The sequence below is a fragment of the Malaciobacter canalis genome, assembly GCF_008000835.1.
In the GTDB taxonomy this organism is placed as follows: domain Bacteria; phylum Campylobacterota; class Campylobacteria; order Campylobacterales; family Arcobacteraceae; genus Malaciobacter; species Malaciobacter canalis.
The window spans coordinates 1,337,084-1,356,739 of the sequence record NZ_CP042812.1 but is presented as its reverse complement, the minus strand read 5'-3'; the positions used below and the strand labels follow the sequence as shown (position 1 = coordinate 1,356,739).

At 24.9% G+C, this 19,656-nt stretch carries 19 protein-coding genes; 3 read left to right on the top strand and 16 right to left on the bottom strand.

The window, feature by feature from the left end; genetic code table 11:
* Positions 1-68: 68 nt before the first annotated feature.
* From ACAN_RS06805 to ACAN_RS06755, 11 genes are all read right to left on the bottom strand, one after another.
* Positions 69-2,300, bottom strand: a complete 2,232-nt coding sequence (locus tag ACAN_RS06805) for a methyl-accepting chemotaxis protein (protein WP_099335382.1) — start codon at positions 2,298-2,300, stop codon at positions 69-71.
* Between the two features lie 16 nt (positions 2,301-2,316).
* A complete protein-coding gene (locus ACAN_RS06800) occupies positions 2,317-4,185 on the bottom strand; it encodes a HAMP domain-containing methyl-accepting chemotaxis protein (RefSeq protein WP_099335383.1) in 1,869 nt (622 codons plus the stop codon).
* A 112-nt stretch (positions 4,186-4,297) separates the two neighbouring features.
* Positions 4,298-4,948, bottom strand: a complete 651-nt coding sequence (locus ACAN_RS06795; protein WP_099335384.1) for a response regulator transcription factor — start codon at positions 4,946-4,948, stop codon at positions 4,298-4,300.
* Positions 4,948-6,759: a sensor histidine kinase gene (locus ACAN_RS06790; protein ID WP_165773088.1), complete on the bottom strand. Its 1,812-nt coding sequence runs from the start codon at positions 6,757-6,759 to the stop codon at positions 4,948-4,950. Before ACAN_RS06790 ends, ACAN_RS06795 begins: the two co-directional genes overlap by 1 nt.
* Before the next feature lie 122 nt (positions 6,760-6,881).
* Positions 6,882-7,259, bottom strand: coding sequence for a hypothetical protein (locus ACAN_RS06785; RefSeq protein WP_099335386.1), 378 nt, complete (start codon positions 7,257-7,259; stop codon positions 6,882-6,884).
* A complete protein-coding gene (locus ACAN_RS06780) occupies positions 7,249-7,638 on the bottom strand; it encodes a hypothetical protein (RefSeq protein WP_099335387.1) in 390 nt (129 codons plus the stop codon). Before ACAN_RS06780 ends, ACAN_RS06785 begins: the two co-directional genes overlap by 11 nt.
* Positions 7,635-8,435 carry a type II CAAX endopeptidase family protein gene (locus ACAN_RS06775; protein ID WP_099335388.1) on the bottom strand — a complete coding sequence of 267 codons (801 nt, stop codon included), beginning with the start codon at positions 8,433-8,435 and terminating at the stop codon, positions 7,635-7,637. Before ACAN_RS06775 ends, ACAN_RS06780 begins: the two co-directional genes overlap by 4 nt.
* Positions 8,425-9,162, bottom strand: a complete 738-nt coding sequence (locus ACAN_RS06770; RefSeq protein WP_099335389.1) for a MipA/OmpV family protein — start codon at positions 9,160-9,162, stop codon at positions 8,425-8,427. Before ACAN_RS06770 ends, ACAN_RS06775 begins: the two co-directional genes overlap by 11 nt.
* A 65-nt stretch (positions 9,163-9,227) precedes the next feature.
* Positions 9,228-10,076 carry a helix-turn-helix domain-containing protein gene (locus tag ACAN_RS06765; RefSeq protein WP_099335390.1) on the bottom strand — a complete coding sequence of 283 codons (849 nt, stop codon included), beginning with the start codon at positions 10,074-10,076 and terminating at the stop codon, positions 9,228-9,230.
* 94 nt (positions 10,077-10,170) lie between these two features.
* Positions 10,171-10,752, bottom strand: coding sequence for a response regulator transcription factor (locus ACAN_RS06760; protein ID WP_079579108.1), 582 nt, complete (start codon positions 10,750-10,752; stop codon positions 10,171-10,173).
* A gap of 53 nt (positions 10,753-10,805) precedes the next feature.
* The gene (locus ACAN_RS06755) at positions 10,806-11,561 is read right to left on the bottom strand and encodes a response regulator transcription factor (RefSeq protein WP_165773089.1); all 756 of its coding nucleotides are present in this window, start codon (positions 11,559-11,561) and stop codon (positions 10,806-10,808) included.
* 85 nt (positions 11,562-11,646) lie between these two features.
* On the opposite strand from ACAN_RS06755, the gene ACAN_RS06750 reads away from it, so the two are divergent.
* Complete coding sequence (locus ACAN_RS06750; protein ID WP_099335392.1) at positions 11,647-12,702, top strand: PAS domain-containing sensor histidine kinase; 1,056 nt, start codon at positions 11,647-11,649, stop codon at positions 12,700-12,702.
* Here the strand turns inward: ACAN_RS06750 and ACAN_RS06745 are convergent.
* The 5 genes from ACAN_RS06745 to ACAN_RS06725 are packed head-to-tail and all read right to left on the bottom strand — an operon-like array spanning position 12,692 to position 17,752.
* Positions 12,692-13,531 (bottom strand): GGDEF domain-containing protein, encoded by an 840-nt coding sequence (locus ACAN_RS06745; RefSeq protein WP_099335393.1) that lies wholly within the window; start codon positions 13,529-13,531, stop codon positions 12,692-12,694. The genes ACAN_RS06750 and ACAN_RS06745 overlap by 11 nt on opposite strands.
* A 14-nt stretch (positions 13,532-13,545) precedes the next feature.
* Entirely contained in the window at positions 13,546-15,075 is a 1,530-nt protein-coding gene (locus ACAN_RS06740) for a bifunctional GNAT family N-acetyltransferase/carbon-nitrogen hydrolase family protein (protein ID WP_228150675.1), read from the bottom strand.
* A gap of 39 nt (positions 15,076-15,114) precedes the next feature.
* Positions 15,115-16,038 carry a dUTP diphosphatase gene (locus ACAN_RS06735; RefSeq protein WP_079579100.1) on the bottom strand — a complete coding sequence of 308 codons (924 nt, stop codon included), beginning with the start codon at positions 16,036-16,038 and terminating at the stop codon, positions 15,115-15,117.
* Between the two features lie 10 nt (positions 16,039-16,048).
* Positions 16,049-17,539 (bottom strand): PAS domain-containing sensor histidine kinase, encoded by a 1,491-nt coding sequence (locus tag ACAN_RS06730; protein WP_099335394.1) that lies wholly within the window; start codon positions 17,537-17,539, stop codon positions 16,049-16,051.
* A 42-nt stretch (positions 17,540-17,581) separates the two neighbouring features.
* Positions 17,582-17,752, bottom strand: a complete 171-nt coding sequence (locus tag ACAN_RS06725; RefSeq protein ID WP_099335395.1) for a uracil-DNA glycosylase — start codon at positions 17,750-17,752, stop codon at positions 17,582-17,584.
* Between the two features lie 93 nt (positions 17,753-17,845).
* On the opposite strand from ACAN_RS06725, the gene ACAN_RS06720 reads away from it, so the two are divergent.
* Positions 17,846-19,243 (top strand): methyl-accepting chemotaxis protein, encoded by a 1,398-nt coding sequence (locus ACAN_RS06720; RefSeq protein ID WP_147525207.1) that lies wholly within the window; start codon positions 17,846-17,848, stop codon positions 19,241-19,243.
* A 14-nt stretch (positions 19,244-19,257) separates the two neighbouring features.
* Positions 19,258-19,656 (top strand): PAS domain-containing protein, encoded by a 399-nt coding sequence (locus ACAN_RS06715; RefSeq protein ID WP_099335441.1) that lies wholly within the window; start codon positions 19,258-19,260, stop codon positions 19,654-19,656.

Below are 19,656 nucleotides of genomic sequence, written 5' to 3'. Positions count from 1 at the left end.
TTTTGACTCACAATAAAACCTTAAGAAAAAGGCTTTATTGTGAGTCTCCAAGATAGGTTTACCCTATCTTAGAAACTCTCCCAACTACTATCTTCTTCTTTTCTTTTTACTTCTTTTTTTCTATATTGCATACTTGTTTCTACTTTTTTATCTTTTCTTTCTATTCTTACTTCATTTTTCCCTATAAACTCTTTTGAGTTTGCATCACTTACTATCTCTTTTGCTATGCTATCTGTTTGTGTTGCTATCTCATGTGTCTGTGTTGCTATTGATGCATTTTGTTGTGTTTGTTGATCTAATTGTGTTACTGCATCATTGATTTGGGTAATCCCTGATTCTTGCTCTTTACTTGCTGCTGCTATCTCTTTTATCATCTTTATTGCTTCACTTATATTCTCTAGTAAGCCATCATACCCTTTTATCATTTGTGTACTTATATTCTTACCTTCATTTGCTTTACTTGTTGCATTCTCTACTATTCTTTTTATCTCATTTGCTGCTTCTGCACTTCTACTTGCAAGATTTCGCACTTCTGCTGCTACTACTGCAAACCCTTTCCCTGCTTCTCCTGCTGTTGCTGCTTCTACTGCTGCATTTAAACTTAAGATATTTGTTTGGAATGCTATTTGATCTATTACTGTTATTGCTTCTGCTATTGCTTCTGTTTGTTCATTTATCTCATTCATTGAAACTGTTGTTTTATTTGCTAAAGCTTGTCCTGTTTTTGCTGAGTTACTTAACTCTTGGGCTGATTCACTCATCTTTGCTACATTCTCTGAACTATTTACTATTGTACTTGTTATCTCTTCTAATGCTGCTGCTGTCTCTTCTAAACTTGATGCTGCTTCATTTGCACTTGTATTTAATACATTTACATTACCTATTAAATCTTTTGAACTTCCCTCTAATTGCATCCCTACTGTTAATGACTGTTTTAACAGTTTTGATATCTCTTCACCTAGACTATTTATTGATCTCTCTATCTCTCCATACTCATTCTCTACTTTCTCTCTAAAGTCATATTCTGAGTAACTTTTTAACACTTCTTTTATTACATTTAAGTCTTTCCCTACTCTTTTTTGTAATCCTTCTAACATCTTATTTATATTATCTCTTAACTCTTTTAGCTCTGGGTTACTTGGCATACTCTCTATTTTATTTGTTAATTTCCCTCTATTTACATCTTCTACTATCTCCAATGCCTCTTTTACCGCTTTTTTATCCTTTCTTAAATTAGAAGAGATTACTTCCATTTGTTCATCTATAAGTTTTCCCATAATTCCAAGTTCATCATTAGTTTTTATATTAAGTTTTTCTATATTTTCGTGTTCACCTTTTAAATATGAGAAAAATGAAACAAGTCCTTTTTCAAAAGTTTTCAAAGGGCTCATTATTTTTGTCAATGAAAAATATAAAATTGCAAGAACTAAAAATAATATGATAATATAAAAAACAACTTCTTTTTGTATATCTTTATTTATGTCTTCAAAAATCTCTTCTTTTGGAACTTTAATACAAAAATACCAACTAGTATTAGGTATTTTACTATATGCAAAAAGTAATTTTTCTCCATCATAATCAATCTCTTGAAATTTTGTGTCAACATTACTTTTTATATCTTTAAAATAATTACTTGTTTTAAAAAGCTTCTTTTTGTCTTCATGGATTAATATCTTTCCATCTTCATTTACAATATATGCATACCCAGTTTTTCCTATTTGTACATTTAAAACTAATTCTATAACTCTATCAAGTAAAATATCACTTCCTAAAACACCAATTCTTTTTCCATCTTTTTTAACAGGAGTATATAAAGATACAACAAGTTTTTGTAAAGATTTTGAAACATAAGGTAAAGTGACTCCAGAACCATTATTTTTAACTGCACTTTTATACCAACCTCTTTTTCTTGAATCATAATCATCTCTTTTGGGTGTCAAGTATTGTCCATTTGATTTTTGAGAATATCCATTTTTCTCAAAACCATAGAAAAGCAATGCAGAATCACTAGCTTCTAATCCTGTTTTTAATTTTTCAATTAAAGATGGCGATTCAACAATTTGTTCATCTTTTGCTAAACTTCTTGAAGTAGCTTCCATAATAGTTAATTTTGATTTAAAATAACTCCCTAAATACATAGAAATATTTTTCACTAAATTTAATTCTTTTTCTTTTACTAGTTCATATTTTGAACTATACGCATTTTGAGTATTTTTTATACCCAAAAAAAGAAATGAACATGTAATACTTAAAAATGCAAGAAATATTAACTTTGTTTTAATACTTTTATTTATTTTCATTTTTTTTCCTTTATTCTTATTTTTTTACTTCATTTTTCCCTATAAACTCTTTTGAGTTTGCATCACTTACTATCTCTTTTGCTATGCTATCTGTTTGTGTTGCTATCTTATGTGTTTGTGTTGCTATTGATGCATTCTTTTGTGTTTGTTGATCTAATTGTGTTACTGCATCATTGATTTGAGTAATCCCTGATTCTTGCTCTTTACTTGCTGCTGCTATTTCGCTTATCATTTGTGTTGAATTCTCAATATTCTCTAGTAAGACATCATAGCCTTTTATCATTTCACTACTGATACTTTGCCCTTCATTTGCTTTACTTGTTGCATTTTCCACTATCTCTTTTATTGTTTTAGCTGCTTCTGCACTTCTATTTGCAAGATTTCGCACTTCTCCTGCTACTACTGCAAAGCCTTTTCCTGCTTCTCCTGCTGTTGCTGCTTCTACTGCTGCATTAAGTGAAAGGATATTTGTTTGGAATGCTATTTGATCTATCACTGTTATTGCTTCATTTATTGAACTTACTTGTTCATTTATCTCTTCCATTGATTTTGTTGTTTTACGTGCTAAGTTTTGTCCTGTTTTTGCTGAGTTACTTAACTCTTGGGCTGATTCACTCATCTTTGCTACATTCTCTGAACTATTTACTATTGTACTTGTTATCTCTTCTAATGCTGCTGCTGTCTCTTCTAAACTTGATGCTGCTTCATTTGCACTTGTATTTAATACATTTACATTACCTATTAAATCTTTTGAACTTCCCTCTAATTGCATCCCTACTGTTAATGACTGTTTTAACAGTTTTGATATCTCTTCACCTAGACTATTTATTGATCTCTCTATCTCTCCATACTCATTCTCTACTTTCTCTCTAAAGTCATATTCTGAGTAACTTTTTAACACTTCTTTTATTACATTTAAGTCTTTCCCTACTCTTTTTTGTAATCCTTCTAACATCTTATTTATATTATCTCTTAACTCTTTTAGCTCTGGGTTACTTGGCATACTCTCTATTTTATTTGTTAATTTCCCTCTATTTACATCTTCTACTATCTCCAATGCCTCTTTTACCGCTCTTTTATCCTTTCTTAAGCCCTCTTCTATCTCTTTTACATTTTCATTTATCAGTCTTGACATCTCTCCAAATTCATCTTTTGATTCTATTCTTATCTCTTCTGCTTTTTCTTTCTCATAATTTAAAAAACTAAAAAACTCTTTTAAACCCTCAGAAAAAAGAATTAATTTACTTACAATATCTTTTCTTATTCTATTACTTATTAAAAATGACAATAATGTAATTAACAAAATTATAAAAATAGACATATAAATCATAATTTCAAAGTTTTTTTTTGATTTTTCATATTCACTTTTTGCTACATCTAGTTGAAGATTTATAAGATTTAATATATTCTCTGTTATAGGATTAATAGTAGGATACAAATCTCTAATTACTGTTTGACTTATTTCTTCTAAATTACCAATTCTACAATTTTCTAAAGATTTACTTAAAAGAGTATTTCCATTTTTCATATTAATTATGACAATATCTGCTAATTTTCTTTCTTCTTTTGTTAATTTAGTATTTATATAATTATTCCACTGAAGTGAAATAGTCTTTTGAGCTGTTGTTAGATTCTTAATACAATCTTCAAATGTAATATTTCCATTTTTAACTTGATGCATTGTATCAACTACATTAATGGCATATTGATCTGAAATTACTTTTAATTGTTTTAAAGCAATTACTCTGTCTTGATAAATTGTTTTAATACTCTCATTGATTTTTTTACTTTCATAATATGAAAAAAAACCTAATATTAAAAATCCTGTAATTGAAACCATTATTAGAATATATATCTTTTTAGATATTGATAAATTATTAATCACTCTTTAACCTTTAAAACTTAAATATTTTTATAAATATATTTTAAGCTTTAAGTGGGTCAAAATGGAGTCTGTTAAGTTCTCTTTAATTTAAGAAGTTTAATACATTAGTTTATTATTTTATATTAAATCGATAACCTAATGCATATGTATTTATTACTATATCCTTATAAGTTTTTTTTCTAAGCCTTTTTATAATCATCTTTACTTTATTTTCACTAAATCCAGACAAATCATCATAAATATAATAAAAAATATCTTCCAATGAAAAATAAAAATCTTTTTTACAAAACTCTTCAAATATCAAAATCTCATTTTTTGTAAGTTTTATCTCTTTATCTTCAAAAAAAAGTTTTTTTGAAGTTTTATTCCATATATAAGACTCTTTTAAAACTACTAAGTCTTTACGACATTCAAATTTAATTTTGTCTAATTCTCTTTTTAATGTTCTATAAGAGATTGGCTTAACTAAATATTTTGTAAGATTCAACTCTATTGCTTTAAATAAATACTCTTCTTTTTTATATGCTGATGTAATAATAATTGAGACATTTTTATCTATTTTTCTAATACTTTTTAAATAATCTAAGCTATTTCCATCTGTTACTTCAATATCACTGATAATTACATCTGGACTTACTTCTTTAAAAATTTTAAAACCTTCTTTTATACTCACACAGTCATATATTTTAGAAAAATACTCTTCAAAAAAGAATCTATATTGTTCAATTAACTTTGTATTATCTTCTATAAATAGTAATTTCATTACTGTTCCTTAACTTTAAACTCTAAACTTTTATTCTCTTTTTTACAACTAATAGTCAAATTATTACTTTTACAAATTGTTTTTGCTAAAAACAATCCATATCCATTACTTAAATCATTATTTTGTTTTGTTGTAAATTTTGGAGAAAATATAATATCAACTTCATCTAAATTAAATAAATTTGAATTGTCTACTATTTTAAATACAGATTTATTCTTCTCTTTTTTTATAGTAATAGTTATTTTTCTATTCTCTTTCTTTTGTTTTAATACATCTATTGAATTGTTTAATAAAATTACAAAAACATGAATTAGATTTTTTTCACTAATACAAAAATTGGCTATACTATTTGAAATCAATCTTATATCGATATTATATTTAACAATTTCAGATGAGTATAATTCTAATACTTTTTTGATCTTTTTTTCTATATTAACAATCTTTTTAGGTTCATCTATTAAACTAATAAAAGTATCAATTGTTTCATTTATATATAAAATTTGTTGATTTATTAAATCACTCTTTTCCATTAGCAAATCATCACTTAATTTATTTTCTTTAAAATGAGAAATTAAAGAAAAGGGTATTGCATTTATAAGATTTAAAGGCTGTTTTATTTGATGCTTAATTGAAGCTAGAGAATGATTTAAAGAAGATACTTTATAGTTTTCTAAAATGATTTTTTTTTGTCTTTTAGAAAATGATTTTATTCTTTGTTGTTTCAATTCATTTATTTTAATGTAATAACCAATAATAACAGACATAGTAATAACTTCAAAAATAATTGAAATCAATAATATAAAAACTAATATATTCATTTCAAAAAATGTATTTACTATATTAATCATAAAAGTTAGTGAGATTAAAATTTTGATTATCCAAAATGTTGAAAAAAACTTTATTAATTTATTTTTTTGCTTTATAAAACTTTGAATTGAAATGATAAGTGTTAGAAATAGTATAAAATACAAATTAAATATTATTATATAATTTATAATAAATTCATATACTTCAAACCATAAACTTAAAATAATACAAATACTAGTATTAATAACTAAAATTTTATATGTAAGAAAATTCAAAAGTTTAAAAATTGAGGTATTATGTTTTGAAGCTAATAAAACATTAGTAAATTTCACTAAATAAATATGATAAAGTAATACTGATAAATGAAAAAACAAATCATTTAAAAAATAGAAATTTTGATTTAAAAATATACTTGAATATCCACTAAAAGCTAACCACATGACTATATTACTAAAAATATAAATAATATGAAACCTGAAAAGCTTTTTTCTTGTTACTAGATATATAATAAAGTTATAAATTAAAATAACACTTAATGTAGTAAAAAAGACAATTGTAAATGTATTTTTATATGTATATATTGTGTTAAAATCTTTCTTTTTAAAAAGATTAAAAGAGAGTAAAACTCTGTGTGATGATTTTATTTTCATATAAATTTTAATATCTTCATCAACTAGTTTTTTAAAAGGGAATAAAAAAGTATTATTTGAATCATTTTTTATTCTTCTATTTCCAAAAAAAGAAGATTTAACTATTTTTTCATTTTTTACTAAGTAAAAGTTTAAGTAATCTGCAATATAAAAACCATAATCAAAGACAAAATCTCCTGCAATTTTTTTATCTACAGTTATCTTAATCCATACAGTATCACTAGTATGTCCAAAATTAAGATATTTACTTTTACTTTTTTTAAAATTTTTGTTTTTTATTTGTTCAATATTGTAATTAAGATTTTTAGAATCAATATAATACTCTACATCTTTTATATAATTGTTTGCAAACAAATTAATACAAAATAATATTATAATGAGATAAATTCTAAACAAATATCAACCTTTAATTCAAATTGTAATTATACTTTATACCAGTGTCATAAGAGAGTCTTGTTGGTATAAATATTATACATTTAATTTATATATATAAGCATTGGAGTAAAAACTATTAAAATAATTCCAAAACTCAAATAATTTCCTTTAAATATATTAAAATCATTTAGTATACTTTTCCAAGATAATCTAAAAATAACTTTTCCTATAAATATATCAAATATTATCATCATAATAGCCCAAGATAAACCAACAATAAAACTTTCAAATAAAGTTTCTGGATTTATAAAAGATAAAAATAGTTTAGTTATTATTACAATCCATAAATAACCCAATAAAAATGATATTATTTTTGTATATTTCCTGAAATATTTTTGTAAAATCTTTATTCTTATGATTCCATTTATTGTTTCAACTATTGCAATAAGTATAAATCCTAATAAGATCTTAACTATCATAAAAATACTCCTTATTTGAAAATCTTAATAGAAAATATCCTATTAAATATAAACTTGAAAATAAGAATAGAAATAGGATATTAGTATATATTTGCATTTGTGCTAATGTTAAATTAGTTAAAGTATTTGATATTATCATAGGTATTATCGTTAAAATCAAAATATCTTTTCTTTCTTTTGGTCTAAAAGAAAACCATACAAATATACTTATCCATGCTATTTCTAAAGAAATAGCAGAGATTAATATTTCAAAATTTTTATCATTAGTTGTATAAAAAAACTTATCAATAAAAGAATATGCATAAAAAGAATTGATACTAATTGTTAAAAATACTAAAAAGTTAATGTAGTAGGATATTTTTTTCTCAGATATTTTCATTTACTTCTCCCAAAAAAAAGTTTTTCATTTCTATATACAATATAACAAACAATACAAAACAATATAAAAGTTTGAATAATTTTTGTAGTTTGAGTAATATCAAAAAGTTCTTGTGAAATATTAATTATAAAATGAAATAAAATTGCTATTAAAATATTTTTATTACTTTGTATCCATATCCAACTTACAATAATTCCTAAGGGAACTATACTTATAAAAAAATTTAATCCATAATATATATTTTGATTAAATATGATATTTTGATAAGAACCATCAACAAAAATTAAAGGAAAATGCCAAAAAGACCATAATAAACTAAAAATTATACTTGAATAAAAAAAATTATATTTTTTTAGTAAACTTTCAAAACCATAGCCTCTCCATCCAAGCTCTTCAAATATAGCAGCAAAAAGTAATAATAATAAAACAGGTAGAACTCCTACAGAAAAAGAAAAATCTTTTGAGATATTAAATTGACTTAAAGATTCTCCAAAAATTATAGAAATTAAAATTGATATAAATATAGTAAAAGGAATTATAAATACCATAATAAAAATAATCTTAATATCAAGACCTTGAAAATTAAAAAATTTTCTTTTATATTGATTTTTTAAATTATCACTACTGTTGAAAATAAGAAATAAAGAGACTAAAAATGGTGTTACAAGACCTAAAAGCAAAAATAAATAGTAATTACTATTTTTTTCAAGACTATAATAAGCACCAATCATCCAAAAGATAAAAGTAAAAAGAAATGTGTATAAATAAAATTTCTTTGCACTATACTCACCATACATAAGTAACACCTACTAAAAAACTATTTTGTGATTTTTCTTTTATTATCGGACTATTAAATATCTCTTTATCTAAAAAGTTTACTTTTACACTTGATAGCAAAGACCAATTTTTAAATAAATTATATTTATAATTTACACCAATAATTTTATTAATAGTATTGTTTAATTTGTATTGATTTACTCTTATATCTGCTTCTTTTTTATTTACTCCAAAATAATAATTAGCTTTCTTTTCATCATAATAATCAAAAGATAAATAACACACAAGAACTGTATCAATATTTTTTATTACATCATAATCAAATTTTATATTATAATTAAAACTATTATGAGTACTATTTATATCTTTACTTACTAAAAAACTAAACTTCATATCTTCTTTAAACTTATAAGATATTTTTATACTTCCATTAATACTACTTTTTTTATCTTCAAGTGATGATAGATATTTACTATCACTACTTTTGTATCCTAAAAAATCTGAACTAAGTTCAAAAGCACTCTTTACTTTATCATTATCAAAATATGTATATCCCAATCTTAGCCCATCAATATATAGATTATTATATTTTCCATAGATTAAAGGAAGAAACTTAAAGCTATTATCTGTCCCTTTATATAAACTATCTTCATAAAACCCAACTAACGATGTATTAAATACTATTTCATCTTTTGCAAATGAAATGTTTGCAATAATAATAAAAATATACAAATATCTTTTTAACATAGTAATTCCTCAAATTTTTCATTATTTTATGAAAATATAAGAAATTAATATTGTAAAAATACGCATTACCAATAAAATAGAACTTTATCTTTATATATTGTTTTAACATATGAAGAAGGAGTCATTCCTGTAAATTTTTTAAACTCTTTTATAAAATGAGCTTGGTCATAATAATTACATTCATGAGCAAGTAAACTAAAGTTTAAACTAAAATTTGAGGCTATATGATTTTCTATCTTCTCAATTGTTTTCAAAAATCTAATATTATTTTGAAGTTCTTTAAATGTTAATCCAAAGATTTTACTATACTCTTTTTGAACCCATCTTGTACTAAATCCTATTTGCTTTGAAAACTCATTTAGCGATGGATTATGATTTAAAAAATCATTCACATATAAATTATTATTTTTAATGACTTTAGTACTTAAAAGTTTTAAAAAATACTTTTCAAATATTAAAATCATCTCCTCTCCACTAATACTTTGTTCTATTTGTTCTATCATGTCAATACAATCTTGTTTATTTAACCATATATCTTCTACTCGAAGATTCTGCATAACTAACTCTTTTGGAGAAATATTGAAAACTTCCATTAAAGTGTGAGGATGTAAATCAACTTTAAAATTTTTTACAGAAACATTTTTAAAACTTTTTTCTATTTCAAAAATATCAAACCACTCTCCAACTCCTGCATTAACATATGTTCTTTTTTCAATCTTTTCTATTTTCTCTTTTTTTTCTATATAACTAATATTTCCACAAAATTCAAAATATAATTGTGTATAAAAAGTAGGAAATGCTCTTGCTATAAATTTATTAGATGTTTTTTCGATTTTCCCTAATGAAAAAGTATATGAGTTGATATATTTTTTCAAAAAAATATTATTAGGTGTTCTTTGACCATAAGAAATCAAATTTTATCCTTTCATATTTTTTTGTATCTTATTTTCATATATTACACTAATAAATAGTTCTATTTAGATAAGTAGATATTAGAATAGAAGATTTTTATCTTCTATCTAACATTTGTATTATTTCGCTAAAAAGAGTGAGTTTTGTTTTGTACTCTTTATCTTCTTTTTCTAACTCTTTAAGCTCCAAAGGTTCGATATTAGAATTAAAGATTTTAGATAACTGCTCTATTTCTCTATTTCTTTGTGACAACTCTTTTACATAATAAGTTGATAGGTATGATTTTTCTACTTCTTTTAATAAAGTATCTATTTTAAAAGGTTTTAAAATATAATGATTTACTCCATAATTAATAGAATCAAGTAAGTATTGTTTATCTGAATAAGCTGTTGTGATAAGACAAGCAACTCTTGGATTAATATTTTTGATTAGTTTAATCATCTCTATTCCATCAATATTGGGCATATTAATATCAGTGATTACTATATCAATTTTATCTTTATATTTTTTAAACTTTTCAAAACCATCTTTTCCATCTACTGCAACATATGTTTTTTTAAAAAGAGGTTCAAAGCAACTTAGAAGGTTTTTTCTTATAACAGAATCATCTTCAACATATAACACAGTCAACTCTTCGATGAAGTTAATATTAAAACTACTATTTTCTAGCTTTTTCATAATAATCTCCTATAAGAAAATTATACTTATAAATAGTATTATAAAAGTGTTAATTATTCAAAATATCTAATATTTATTTTATATCCAAATCCATAAACATTTTCAATATCTAATTCTGGAACTTTTTTTCTTAATCTTGAAACAATATTTTTTAGATTTGTTATATCTGCACTTGACTCGTAATCACCTTCCCATAATATTGCTATTATTTCTTGCACAGGATGGGTTTTTTCAATTGTTTTTAAAAGTAACTCAATTAATAAAAACTCTTTTTTTGTTAGTTTTATTGCTTGATTATTTCTTAATAGTTGTTTTGTTTGTTTATCCCAAATCAAAATATTATTTAACACTATTTTTTCTGCTTTAAAATTATTTCGTAACTCATTTTGGTCATGAATATCTTTTGTAATATTAAATATAACATTAATAAACTCATCATAATCTAAAGGCTTTACTAAAAAATAAGAGATTCCTATATTTACAAACTCCAAAAGGTATTTTGTTTCACTATGTGCTGATAAAACTATGATTTTTTGATCAGGATTCTCTTCATATATAAGTTTTGTAAGCTCTAAACCATCGATTTTGGGCATTTTTATATCACTTAATACAATATCATAATGTTTTTGATTGATATTAAGATACTCTTTGTATTTACTTAAGCCCTCTTCTCCATCACTTGCTACATCTACACAAGTAAAAATCTCTTTTAAAAGCTCTGTTGTTTCTTTTTTTATAGACTCATCATCTTCTACAAAAAGTATAGATATATTTTGGCAATACTCTTCAAGTAACACATAGTCAATCATAAGTCCTCCCATATCAATAGTAAATAAGAATAAAAATTATACAATACTAAAACTGCTTATAAGTTTAATTTATTTTGGAATTTACATGAAAAAACATTTAGATAATGACTCAGAGAATATAAATACAATTTTAAACTCAACTATTGAAGGAATTTTAATAATCAAACAAGGATTTATAGTAAATGCAAATGATGCTTTAGTTCAAATTTTAGAGTATAAAACAAAAGATGAGTTAATAGGCAATTTAGCAACAGGTGTACTAATTCCATCAACAACACAAAAATTTCTAGAATTTAATAAACATCTATTTCAAGAGGTCACATTAGTTTCAAATAATGGAGATTTAATCCCTGCTATAATTAAAATAAGTGATATAAAATTAAGTGGTGAAAAATATAAAATTGTTTCTTTAATTGATTTAAGAGAGATAAAAAAGAATGAAAATCTACTTTTTAGACAGTCAAAGCTTGCAAGCTTAGGTGAAATGATATCTATGATTGCCCACCAATGGAGACAACCCTTAGCTTCTGTTGGTTCAATTATGGCTAAACTTAGGTTTAAAACAAAAAAAAATAGTCTAATAAAAAATGAAGATTTGCTAAAAGATATTTTAAGTGTACAAGGCTATTTAAAATATATGTCAAAAACAATTGATGATTTTGCAAATTTTTTTAAAGATGATAAACAAAAAGAGTATATAGATATTATTGAAACAACAATGCATGCAAAAGAGCTTATTCAACCTAGCTTAGAAATTGCAAATATAAATTTAGAAATAAATAAAATAGATATTGAAAAAATATATACTTATAAAAATGAGTATATTCAAATTATTTTAAACCTAATAAATAACAGTATTGATGCAATAACTGAAAGAGAGATAAAAAAAGGAAAGATAGATATAAACTTTGTTAAAAGTGAGAATTATTTGAGAATTAAAGTAAGTGACAATGCAAAAGGTATACCACAAGATATTATAAATAGAGTTTTTGATCCTTATTTTTCTACAAAACATGAGAAAAATGGAACAGGATTAGGTCTTTATATGTGTAAGGTTATTCTTGAAAAACATTTTAGTGGAACAATTGATGTTAAAAATACATCACAAGGCACTTGCTTTAGTATCGATATTAAGATTTGAATTTAACTACTTGATTTTTACCTTTTTCTTTTGCAAGATAAAGTGCTTTATCAGCACAAGAAATTATTTTTTCTGAATCTAATATTTTATCACTTGTTTGACTAAGTCCTATACTAACAGTTATAGAAAAATCATCAAACTTTAGATTTTCTATCTCTTTTCTAACTCTATTTGCTATTTTATAACCTTGCTCTAACTTTGTATTAGGCATAACTATACTTAACTCTTCTCCTCCATATCTAGCAGCAAAATCCATTTGCCTTATTGAATCATTTAAAATCTTTCCAATTTTTGATAATACTTCATCACCTTTTTGATGTCCAAAATTATCATTTACCTTTTTAAAGTCATCAATATCAATTAATGCTAAAGTTATAATAGTATTTTTTCTTTTTGCTAAATCTATCTCTTTTTTAAGAAAAACATCAAAAATATCTCTTAAATAAAGATTTGTTAAACCATCTTTTGTAGAAGAGTCAGTTAAAAAGTCGCTTTTTTTCTCTTCCATTATTGTTGGTTTATAAATTATATTTTTTATATTACTTAAATAATCTAAAGTAGCCAAACAAACTCCGCTATCCCTTTTTAACTTTTTTTGTAAAAAAGATTTATGCCTAAGTATATCTTTACAAAGTTGCTTCGCTTCTTTTTTATTAAAAGATTTATGTGTTAAAGTTAATAAGATAAGTGAATATAGCTCATCATTGTATATCTCATGATAGTATTTAAATTTTTGTCTACTACTTACTAATCTCTCAATATCGCAGATATACAATTGTGAATTTTCTATGTCAATAGTATCTGATACTTGAGTTTGTTCTTCATTCATTTAAATTTTTGCCTTTAAATATTTGTTCTTTTTATATCATAAATATCTAAACGTCTATCTTTTAAATTATTTACACTACCAAAGCTATGCAACTCTTTTAATAAGTCTAAATCAACATCAGCCACTAAAATCATTTCAGTATTAGGAGTTGATTCAGCTTTTACACCATTAATAGAAAATGCAAAATCACATGGAGTAAAAACAGCTGACTGAGCATATTGAATATCCATATTGTGAACTTTTGGCAAGTTTCCAACACATCCAGCTATTGCTACATAACACTCATTTTCAATAGCTCTTGCTTGAGAGCATAGTCTAACTCTTGAATAACCATTTTGAGTATCAGTTAAAAATGGCACAAAAAGAATTTGCATTCCCTCATTTGCTAAAATTCTACTTAATTCAGGAAACTCTGAATCATAGCAAATTAAAACACCTATTTTCCCACAATCTGTATTAAATGTTCTAATTTCATTAGAACCATTTAATCCCCAAATTTTCTTTTCATCAGGAGTAACATGATTTTTTGCATACTTTTCAATAGTACCATCGCGCTTACATAAAAAACCTACATTATATAAATGCCCATCTACCAGTTTAGGCATACTTCCAGTTATAATATTGATATTATAACTTATTGCAAGTTTTGAAAACTCTTCTTTAAAAGTATGTGTATATTTAGCCAATTCTCTTATTGCATCAGCTTCATTTAAATGATTATACTTAGCCATTAATGGAGCATTGAAAAACTCAGGGAAAAGAGCAAAATCACTTCTATAGTTTGAAACAGCTTTAATAAAATATTCTGCTTGTTCTAAAACTTCTTCTATATTTTTATAAGGTCTAACTTGCCATTGCACTAAACCAAGTCTTACAATTGATTTTTGAGTTAAAGGTTTCTTTTTTAATTTTGTATAATAAATATTATTCCAAGCTAATAATGCTGCATATTCTTGACTTTCAACATCACCTTCAAGATAGTTTTTTAAAACTCTTTTTACATAAAAATCATTTGATAGTTGAAAATTAAGAACAGGATCATTTATTTTCTTATATTTAACTTTTTGAATATACTCTTTAGGAGTTAATTTTTCTGCATATTTACCATAATTTGGTAATCTTCCTCCAAATATTATACCTTTTAAATTCAACTCTTCACATAACTCTTTTCTATAATCATACAATCTTCTACCAAGTCTTAAGCCTCTATATTTTTTACTAATAAAAATATCTACACCATAAAGCATATCGCCTAAAGGATCATGTGTATTAAATGTATAATTAGCTGTAATCTCTTTATAATTATGATTATCATCAAAAAGTGAATAATCAACTATAATACTAAGTGCAAATCCAGCTAGCTCTCCATCTATTTTTATTCCTACTTGACCTTTTGGAAACTTATCAAGTAAAGCACTTAACTCTTCATACTCCCAAGTAGAATCTTTAAGATGTTTATACTCATCTTTCATTAATTCACAAATGGCTAAATGATCCTCTTTTTGTAAAAAAGTAAGCTCAATTTTATCTATATTTTGTTTCACAAAAACCCCTTTAAATTATATGTATAATTATATAATATTTTAAGCTAAACTATTATAGAAATCTTTAAGTTTATTATATAATTCATCAAAACTTACATTTTCCATAGAATCAAGAATATCAACCATAATTACATTATCTTCTTTACCATTCCATGTTTTTTTATAAGTTCCTTCTTTATAGCCATTATCTTGTCTAAATTTATTTAAACAATTTTTACCAATATATAGTTTTTGTAACCATGTAAAAGATAATCCAGAAATTTTACAACATCTAAAAAACTGATCAATAAATCTTTCAATTCCACTAAATGATGGCATATTATTTGTTTGAATTGCTAAAGCAATATAACCTAACTTCTCAGCTTCTTTTACCATGGCTTTTACATCAATTTGTTCATTTGCTTCATAAATACAATGAGTATTAACTAAAGATACAGCTTTTGGAACATTTGTTTCTTGTAAAATATAAGACATTAAAAAATGCCAAATATCAACTAATTCAACATGAATATTATTCATATCAGGCTGTGAATTAATATTTTTCCAATGTTTCCATGGAGTTGAATCAATTAACTCTGCAACTTCCATATGAATACATCTTAGCCAGTTGATATCTTTATCAAACTTATTTACACCAAGTTCCCAATTTTTACCATTTGTTGAGTCATTTAACTCTTTTTGTAGTAAAAACATCTCTTCAAGCTTATGAGGAAAAGAAGAAGCTTCTTCTAAAAGTGTTGCCAAAGGTAAACACTCTTCAACTAAATTATCCAAAGTACTATTATTTGGTAAAGATTTTTCACCCTTTAAAAGATGAATAATAAGTGAAATTGTATATGGTACTTCATCTTTTTCTTCCCATTTTAAAATATCTTTTGGTGTAACACCTATATATTTTGCAAAATCTTCTATTGTTAAAAATCCCAATGATTTTGTAACTATTTTTAAATCTTCATATAACAAATCTATTCTCCTAATTTATTGGTAATTCTATTTTAAATACTGCACCTTTATTTGAGTTTGATACACTTAATCGACCATTACTATGTTGTTCAATTATTGTTCTACTCATATAAAGACCCAATCCTGTTCCATTTTTATTCTTTTTTGTTGAGAAGTATGGTTCAAAAACTCTATTTATAATATTTTGAGGAATTCCTCCAGCATTATCTTCTACTTCAATAATTGCAAAATTATCATTTTTATAATACTTGATATTTAATTCTCTTTGTGTACCATCATTTTTTTCAACCATAACATCTCTTGCATTTTTAATTATATTTATTAATACTTGTACCACTTCATTTATGTGTACTTTAACAATACAATCATCAATTGCATTTTTATTTAATTTTATAGTATCAACTTTTAGCATGTAAGCTAAAAAATCAATTGCTTTTTCTATTAATCTACTTAATTTTATCTCTTCTTTTTCTTTATCTGGTTTGAAAAAATCTCTAAAATCATCAATTGTTTTTGACATATAATCAAGCTGATTTCCTATATCTTCCACGACTTGATTAAGTATTTCATCACTTACTTCGCCCTCAATCATTTTCATTAAAGGAAGTTTTTGAATTAATATAGATACAGCTTGAAGTGGTTGTCTCCATTGATGAGCAATCATTGAAATCATCTCACCCATTGCTGCTGATTTTGATTGTTCTACTAAAATATTTTGTTGTTCTTCTACTTCTTTTTTTGAAGTTATATCTTGTCTTATTGCATAAAAACCAGTAATCTGTCCTTTTTGATTAAAACTTGGTTCAATAGTTGCATAGACCCAATATGCTTGTCCATTCTTTTTTTGATTTTTAATTTCACCTTGCCAAACTTTTTTATCAAGAATAGTTTCCCAAAGGTTTTTAAAAACATATTGACTTGTATCTGGATGTCTTACAATGTTATGAGATTTTCCAATAAGTTCATCTCTACTAAAACCAGAAATATCACAAAAAGCGTCAGATACTTCTTTAATAATTCCTTTTTTATCAGTTTTAGACATAATTACATACTTATTAACTATTCCTACTGTTTTCCTTAATTTATTCTCAACATCTTTAACTGTTTTTGAATATTTATTAAGAACTCCTGCAAAGTTTCTTTCAAATATATAATCAATTTCAGATATAACATCAAAAGAGTTAATTTTTAAATCATAAATATTTTTAATTAGTGCACTTTTAAAACCAGAACATATTACAAAAAGCTCATCACTACTTACATTTTTTGATTTTAAATAATCTAATAAATCATTTATTACAGGGCAATCACCAATCTCTTTTTTTTCATTAATAACATCAATATAATAATCAATTACAAAACTTGCATAATTTTTTACAAATGTAATTTTATCAAGTTCATAAGAGTCTAAAATTTCAATTACACTTTTATTTGATAACCAATATTTTATAATAGTTTTTTTGTTTTGCTTGAGTTGATCAACATAATTATTTAATGCCATTATTACCCTAATTTAAATGATTAAGAGATATTTTACTATTAGTTATCTTTGTTTTGGATTATAAAATGAACAGGGTTTTCCACTACTATTTTTTACAACAACAGAGGGAATCATTTGTGACTTAAAACCATAAGCTTTACATCCATGAGGACGCCCATTTTCCCATGTAACATAATAATATAGACACTTTTGACATACAATTCTTTCTTCCATAAAATAATATTACCAAAATTATTTAAATATTCATATATAATTAAGAATAATTTGATTAAAATCACATGATAAAGACAATAAAGGTTAAAAATAATGTTTAAAAATATACACACAAGGTATAAAATACTTGTAAATATGCTTGTTACTCAAGTTGCATTTGCTATTATTAGTATTACAGCAATAGTGTCAGCTTCTGATATAGTTGCAATTTTAGCAATAAATATTCTTTTTGGTATTATAGTAGCTTATACAAATTTTGCTGCTATGAAAAGAATTGTTGGAGGAATTGACAGGTTAAGAGAATATCTTGATGATTTTATGCAATATGCCTTTATGAAATCAAACAAAATAAGAAGAGCAGAATATATAAAAAAAGATGAGATTGGTGAAATCTTAAAGAGTTTCAATGTATATTTTGATTCATTTGACAAAATAAGAAAAGATGATATGAGAGTATTAGGAGAGATTGTTCTTGTTATGAATAAAGTAGAACAAGGTATTTTCCAATGTAGAGTTAACTCAAATACAGAAAATCCTATGATTATGACTCTAAAAAAAACAATAAATAAAATGCTTGATACACAAGAAGATAATATGAAAGAGTTGGAAAATACACTAGAATCATACTCAAATGATGACTATACAAAACAAATATTAATATCACCAAAATTAAAAGCAAGAATGTTGTCAGTAATGAAAGGAGTAAATGCCTTAGGAGAAGCACTAGCAACAACAGCAAAAACAAATCTATCAAATGGAACAACTCTAGATAAAAACTCAGATACAATGAAAAGCTCAATGAATAACCTAGCAGCAAAAGCCAATGAACAAGCAGCAAGCTTAGAGCAAACAGCAGCAGCAGTAGAAGAGATAACATCAATAACAAGAAATAATGCAGATAATGCAAATAAAATGGCAAAACTAAGCTCAACAGTAAGAAATTCAGTAACAAATGGAAGAGATTTAGCAAGTAAAACAGCAGGATCAATGGATGAGATAAATACACAAGTAAGCTCAATAAATGAAGCAATAAGTGTAATAGATCAAATAGCATTCCAAACAAATATACTAAGTTTAAACGCAGCAGTAGAAGCAGCAACAGCAGGAGAAGCAGGGAAAGGCTTTGCAGTAGTAGCAGGGGAAGTGCGAAACTTAGCAAATAGAAGTGCCCAAGCAGCAAAAGAGATAAAAGATTTAGTAGAGAATGCTACAAATAAAGCAAGTGAGGGGAAAGTAATATCAGATGATATGATAAAAGGTTATGAAGAGTTAAATACACATATCAATGAAACAATACATATAATAGAGAATGTAAGTGCAGCCTCAAAAGAGCAAATGACAGGAATCGAACAGATAAATGATACAATAACAATGCTAGATAGAGTAACACAAGAGAATGCAAGTGAAGCAACACAAATATCAAATATAGCATCAGATGTATCAAAAATGGCAAAAGAGTTAGTAAATGATGCCAAAAATAAACAGTTTTAACGGGGGAGTTAAATATGGCAGCAGGACAAGAAACAGTACTAGATGAATATGCATTTTTAGTAAGTGAAACAAATGAAAAAGGTATAATATCATTTGCAAATGATGATTTTTGTAAAATAGCAGAGTATAGCCTAGAAGAGTTAATGGGACAACCACATAATATGGTAAGACATAAAGATATGCCAAAAAAGGCATTTAAAAGCTTGTGGGATACAATACAAAAAGGTGATATTTGGACAGGCTATGTAAAAAATGCCACAAAAACAGGAGGGTATTATTGGGTATTTGCCACAATATATCCATTTGAGAGTTGCGATGGTTCAAAGGGGTATTTATCTTGTAGAAGAAGAGCTTCTGAAGCTGAGATCAAATCTGCTAATGAACTTTATGCAAAATGGAAAAATGAAGAGTAA

Excerpts from the sequence above, each read along its gene's own strand:
- ACAN_RS06725 (WP_099335395.1), bottom strand. The coding sequence starts at position 17,752 with ATGGAAGAAAGAATTGTATGTCAAAAGTGTCTATATTATTATGTTACA.
- ACAN_RS06760 (WP_079579108.1), bottom strand. The coding sequence starts at position 10,752 with ATGAAAAAGCTAGAAAATAGTAGTTTTAATATTAACTTCATCGAAGAG.
- ACAN_RS06770 (WP_099335389.1), bottom strand. The coding sequence starts at position 9,162 with ATGTTAAAAAGATATTTGTATATTTTTATTATTATTGCAAACATTTCA.
- ACAN_RS06715 (WP_099335441.1), top strand. The coding sequence starts at position 19,258 with ATGGCAGCAGGACAAGAAACAGTACTAGATGAATATGCATTTTTAGTA.
- ACAN_RS06720 (WP_147525207.1), top strand. The coding sequence starts at position 17,846 with ATGTTTAAAAATATACACACAAGGTATAAAATACTTGTAAATATGCTT.
- ACAN_RS06745 (WP_099335393.1), bottom strand. The coding sequence starts at position 13,531 with ATGAATGAAGAACAAACTCAAGTATCAGATACTATTGACATAGAAAAT.
- ACAN_RS06785 (WP_099335386.1), bottom strand. The coding sequence starts at position 7,259 with ATGATAGTTAAGATCTTATTAGGATTTATACTTATTGCAATAGTTGAA.
- ACAN_RS06730 (WP_099335394.1), bottom strand. The coding sequence starts at position 17,539 with ATGGCATTAAATAATTATGTTGATCAACTCAAGCAAAACAAAAAAACT.
- ACAN_RS06750 (WP_099335392.1), top strand. The coding sequence starts at position 11,647 with ATGAAAAAACATTTAGATAATGACTCAGAGAATATAAATACAATTTTA.
- ACAN_RS06755 (WP_165773089.1), bottom strand. The coding sequence starts at position 11,561 with ATGATTGACTATGTGTTACTTGAAGAGTATTGCCAAAATATATCTATA.
- ACAN_RS06795 (WP_099335384.1), bottom strand. The coding sequence starts at position 4,948 with ATGAAATTACTATTTATAGAAGATAATACAAAGTTAATTGAACAATAT.
- ACAN_RS06805 (WP_099335382.1), bottom strand. The coding sequence starts at position 2,300 with ATGAAAATAAATAAAAGTATTAAAACAAAGTTAATATTTCTTGCATTT.
- ACAN_RS06775 (WP_099335388.1), bottom strand. The coding sequence starts at position 8,435 with ATGTATGGTGAGTATAGTGCAAAGAAATTTTATTTATACACATTTCTT.
- ACAN_RS06780 (WP_099335387.1), bottom strand. The coding sequence starts at position 7,638 with ATGAAAATATCTGAGAAAAAAATATCCTACTACATTAACTTTTTAGTA.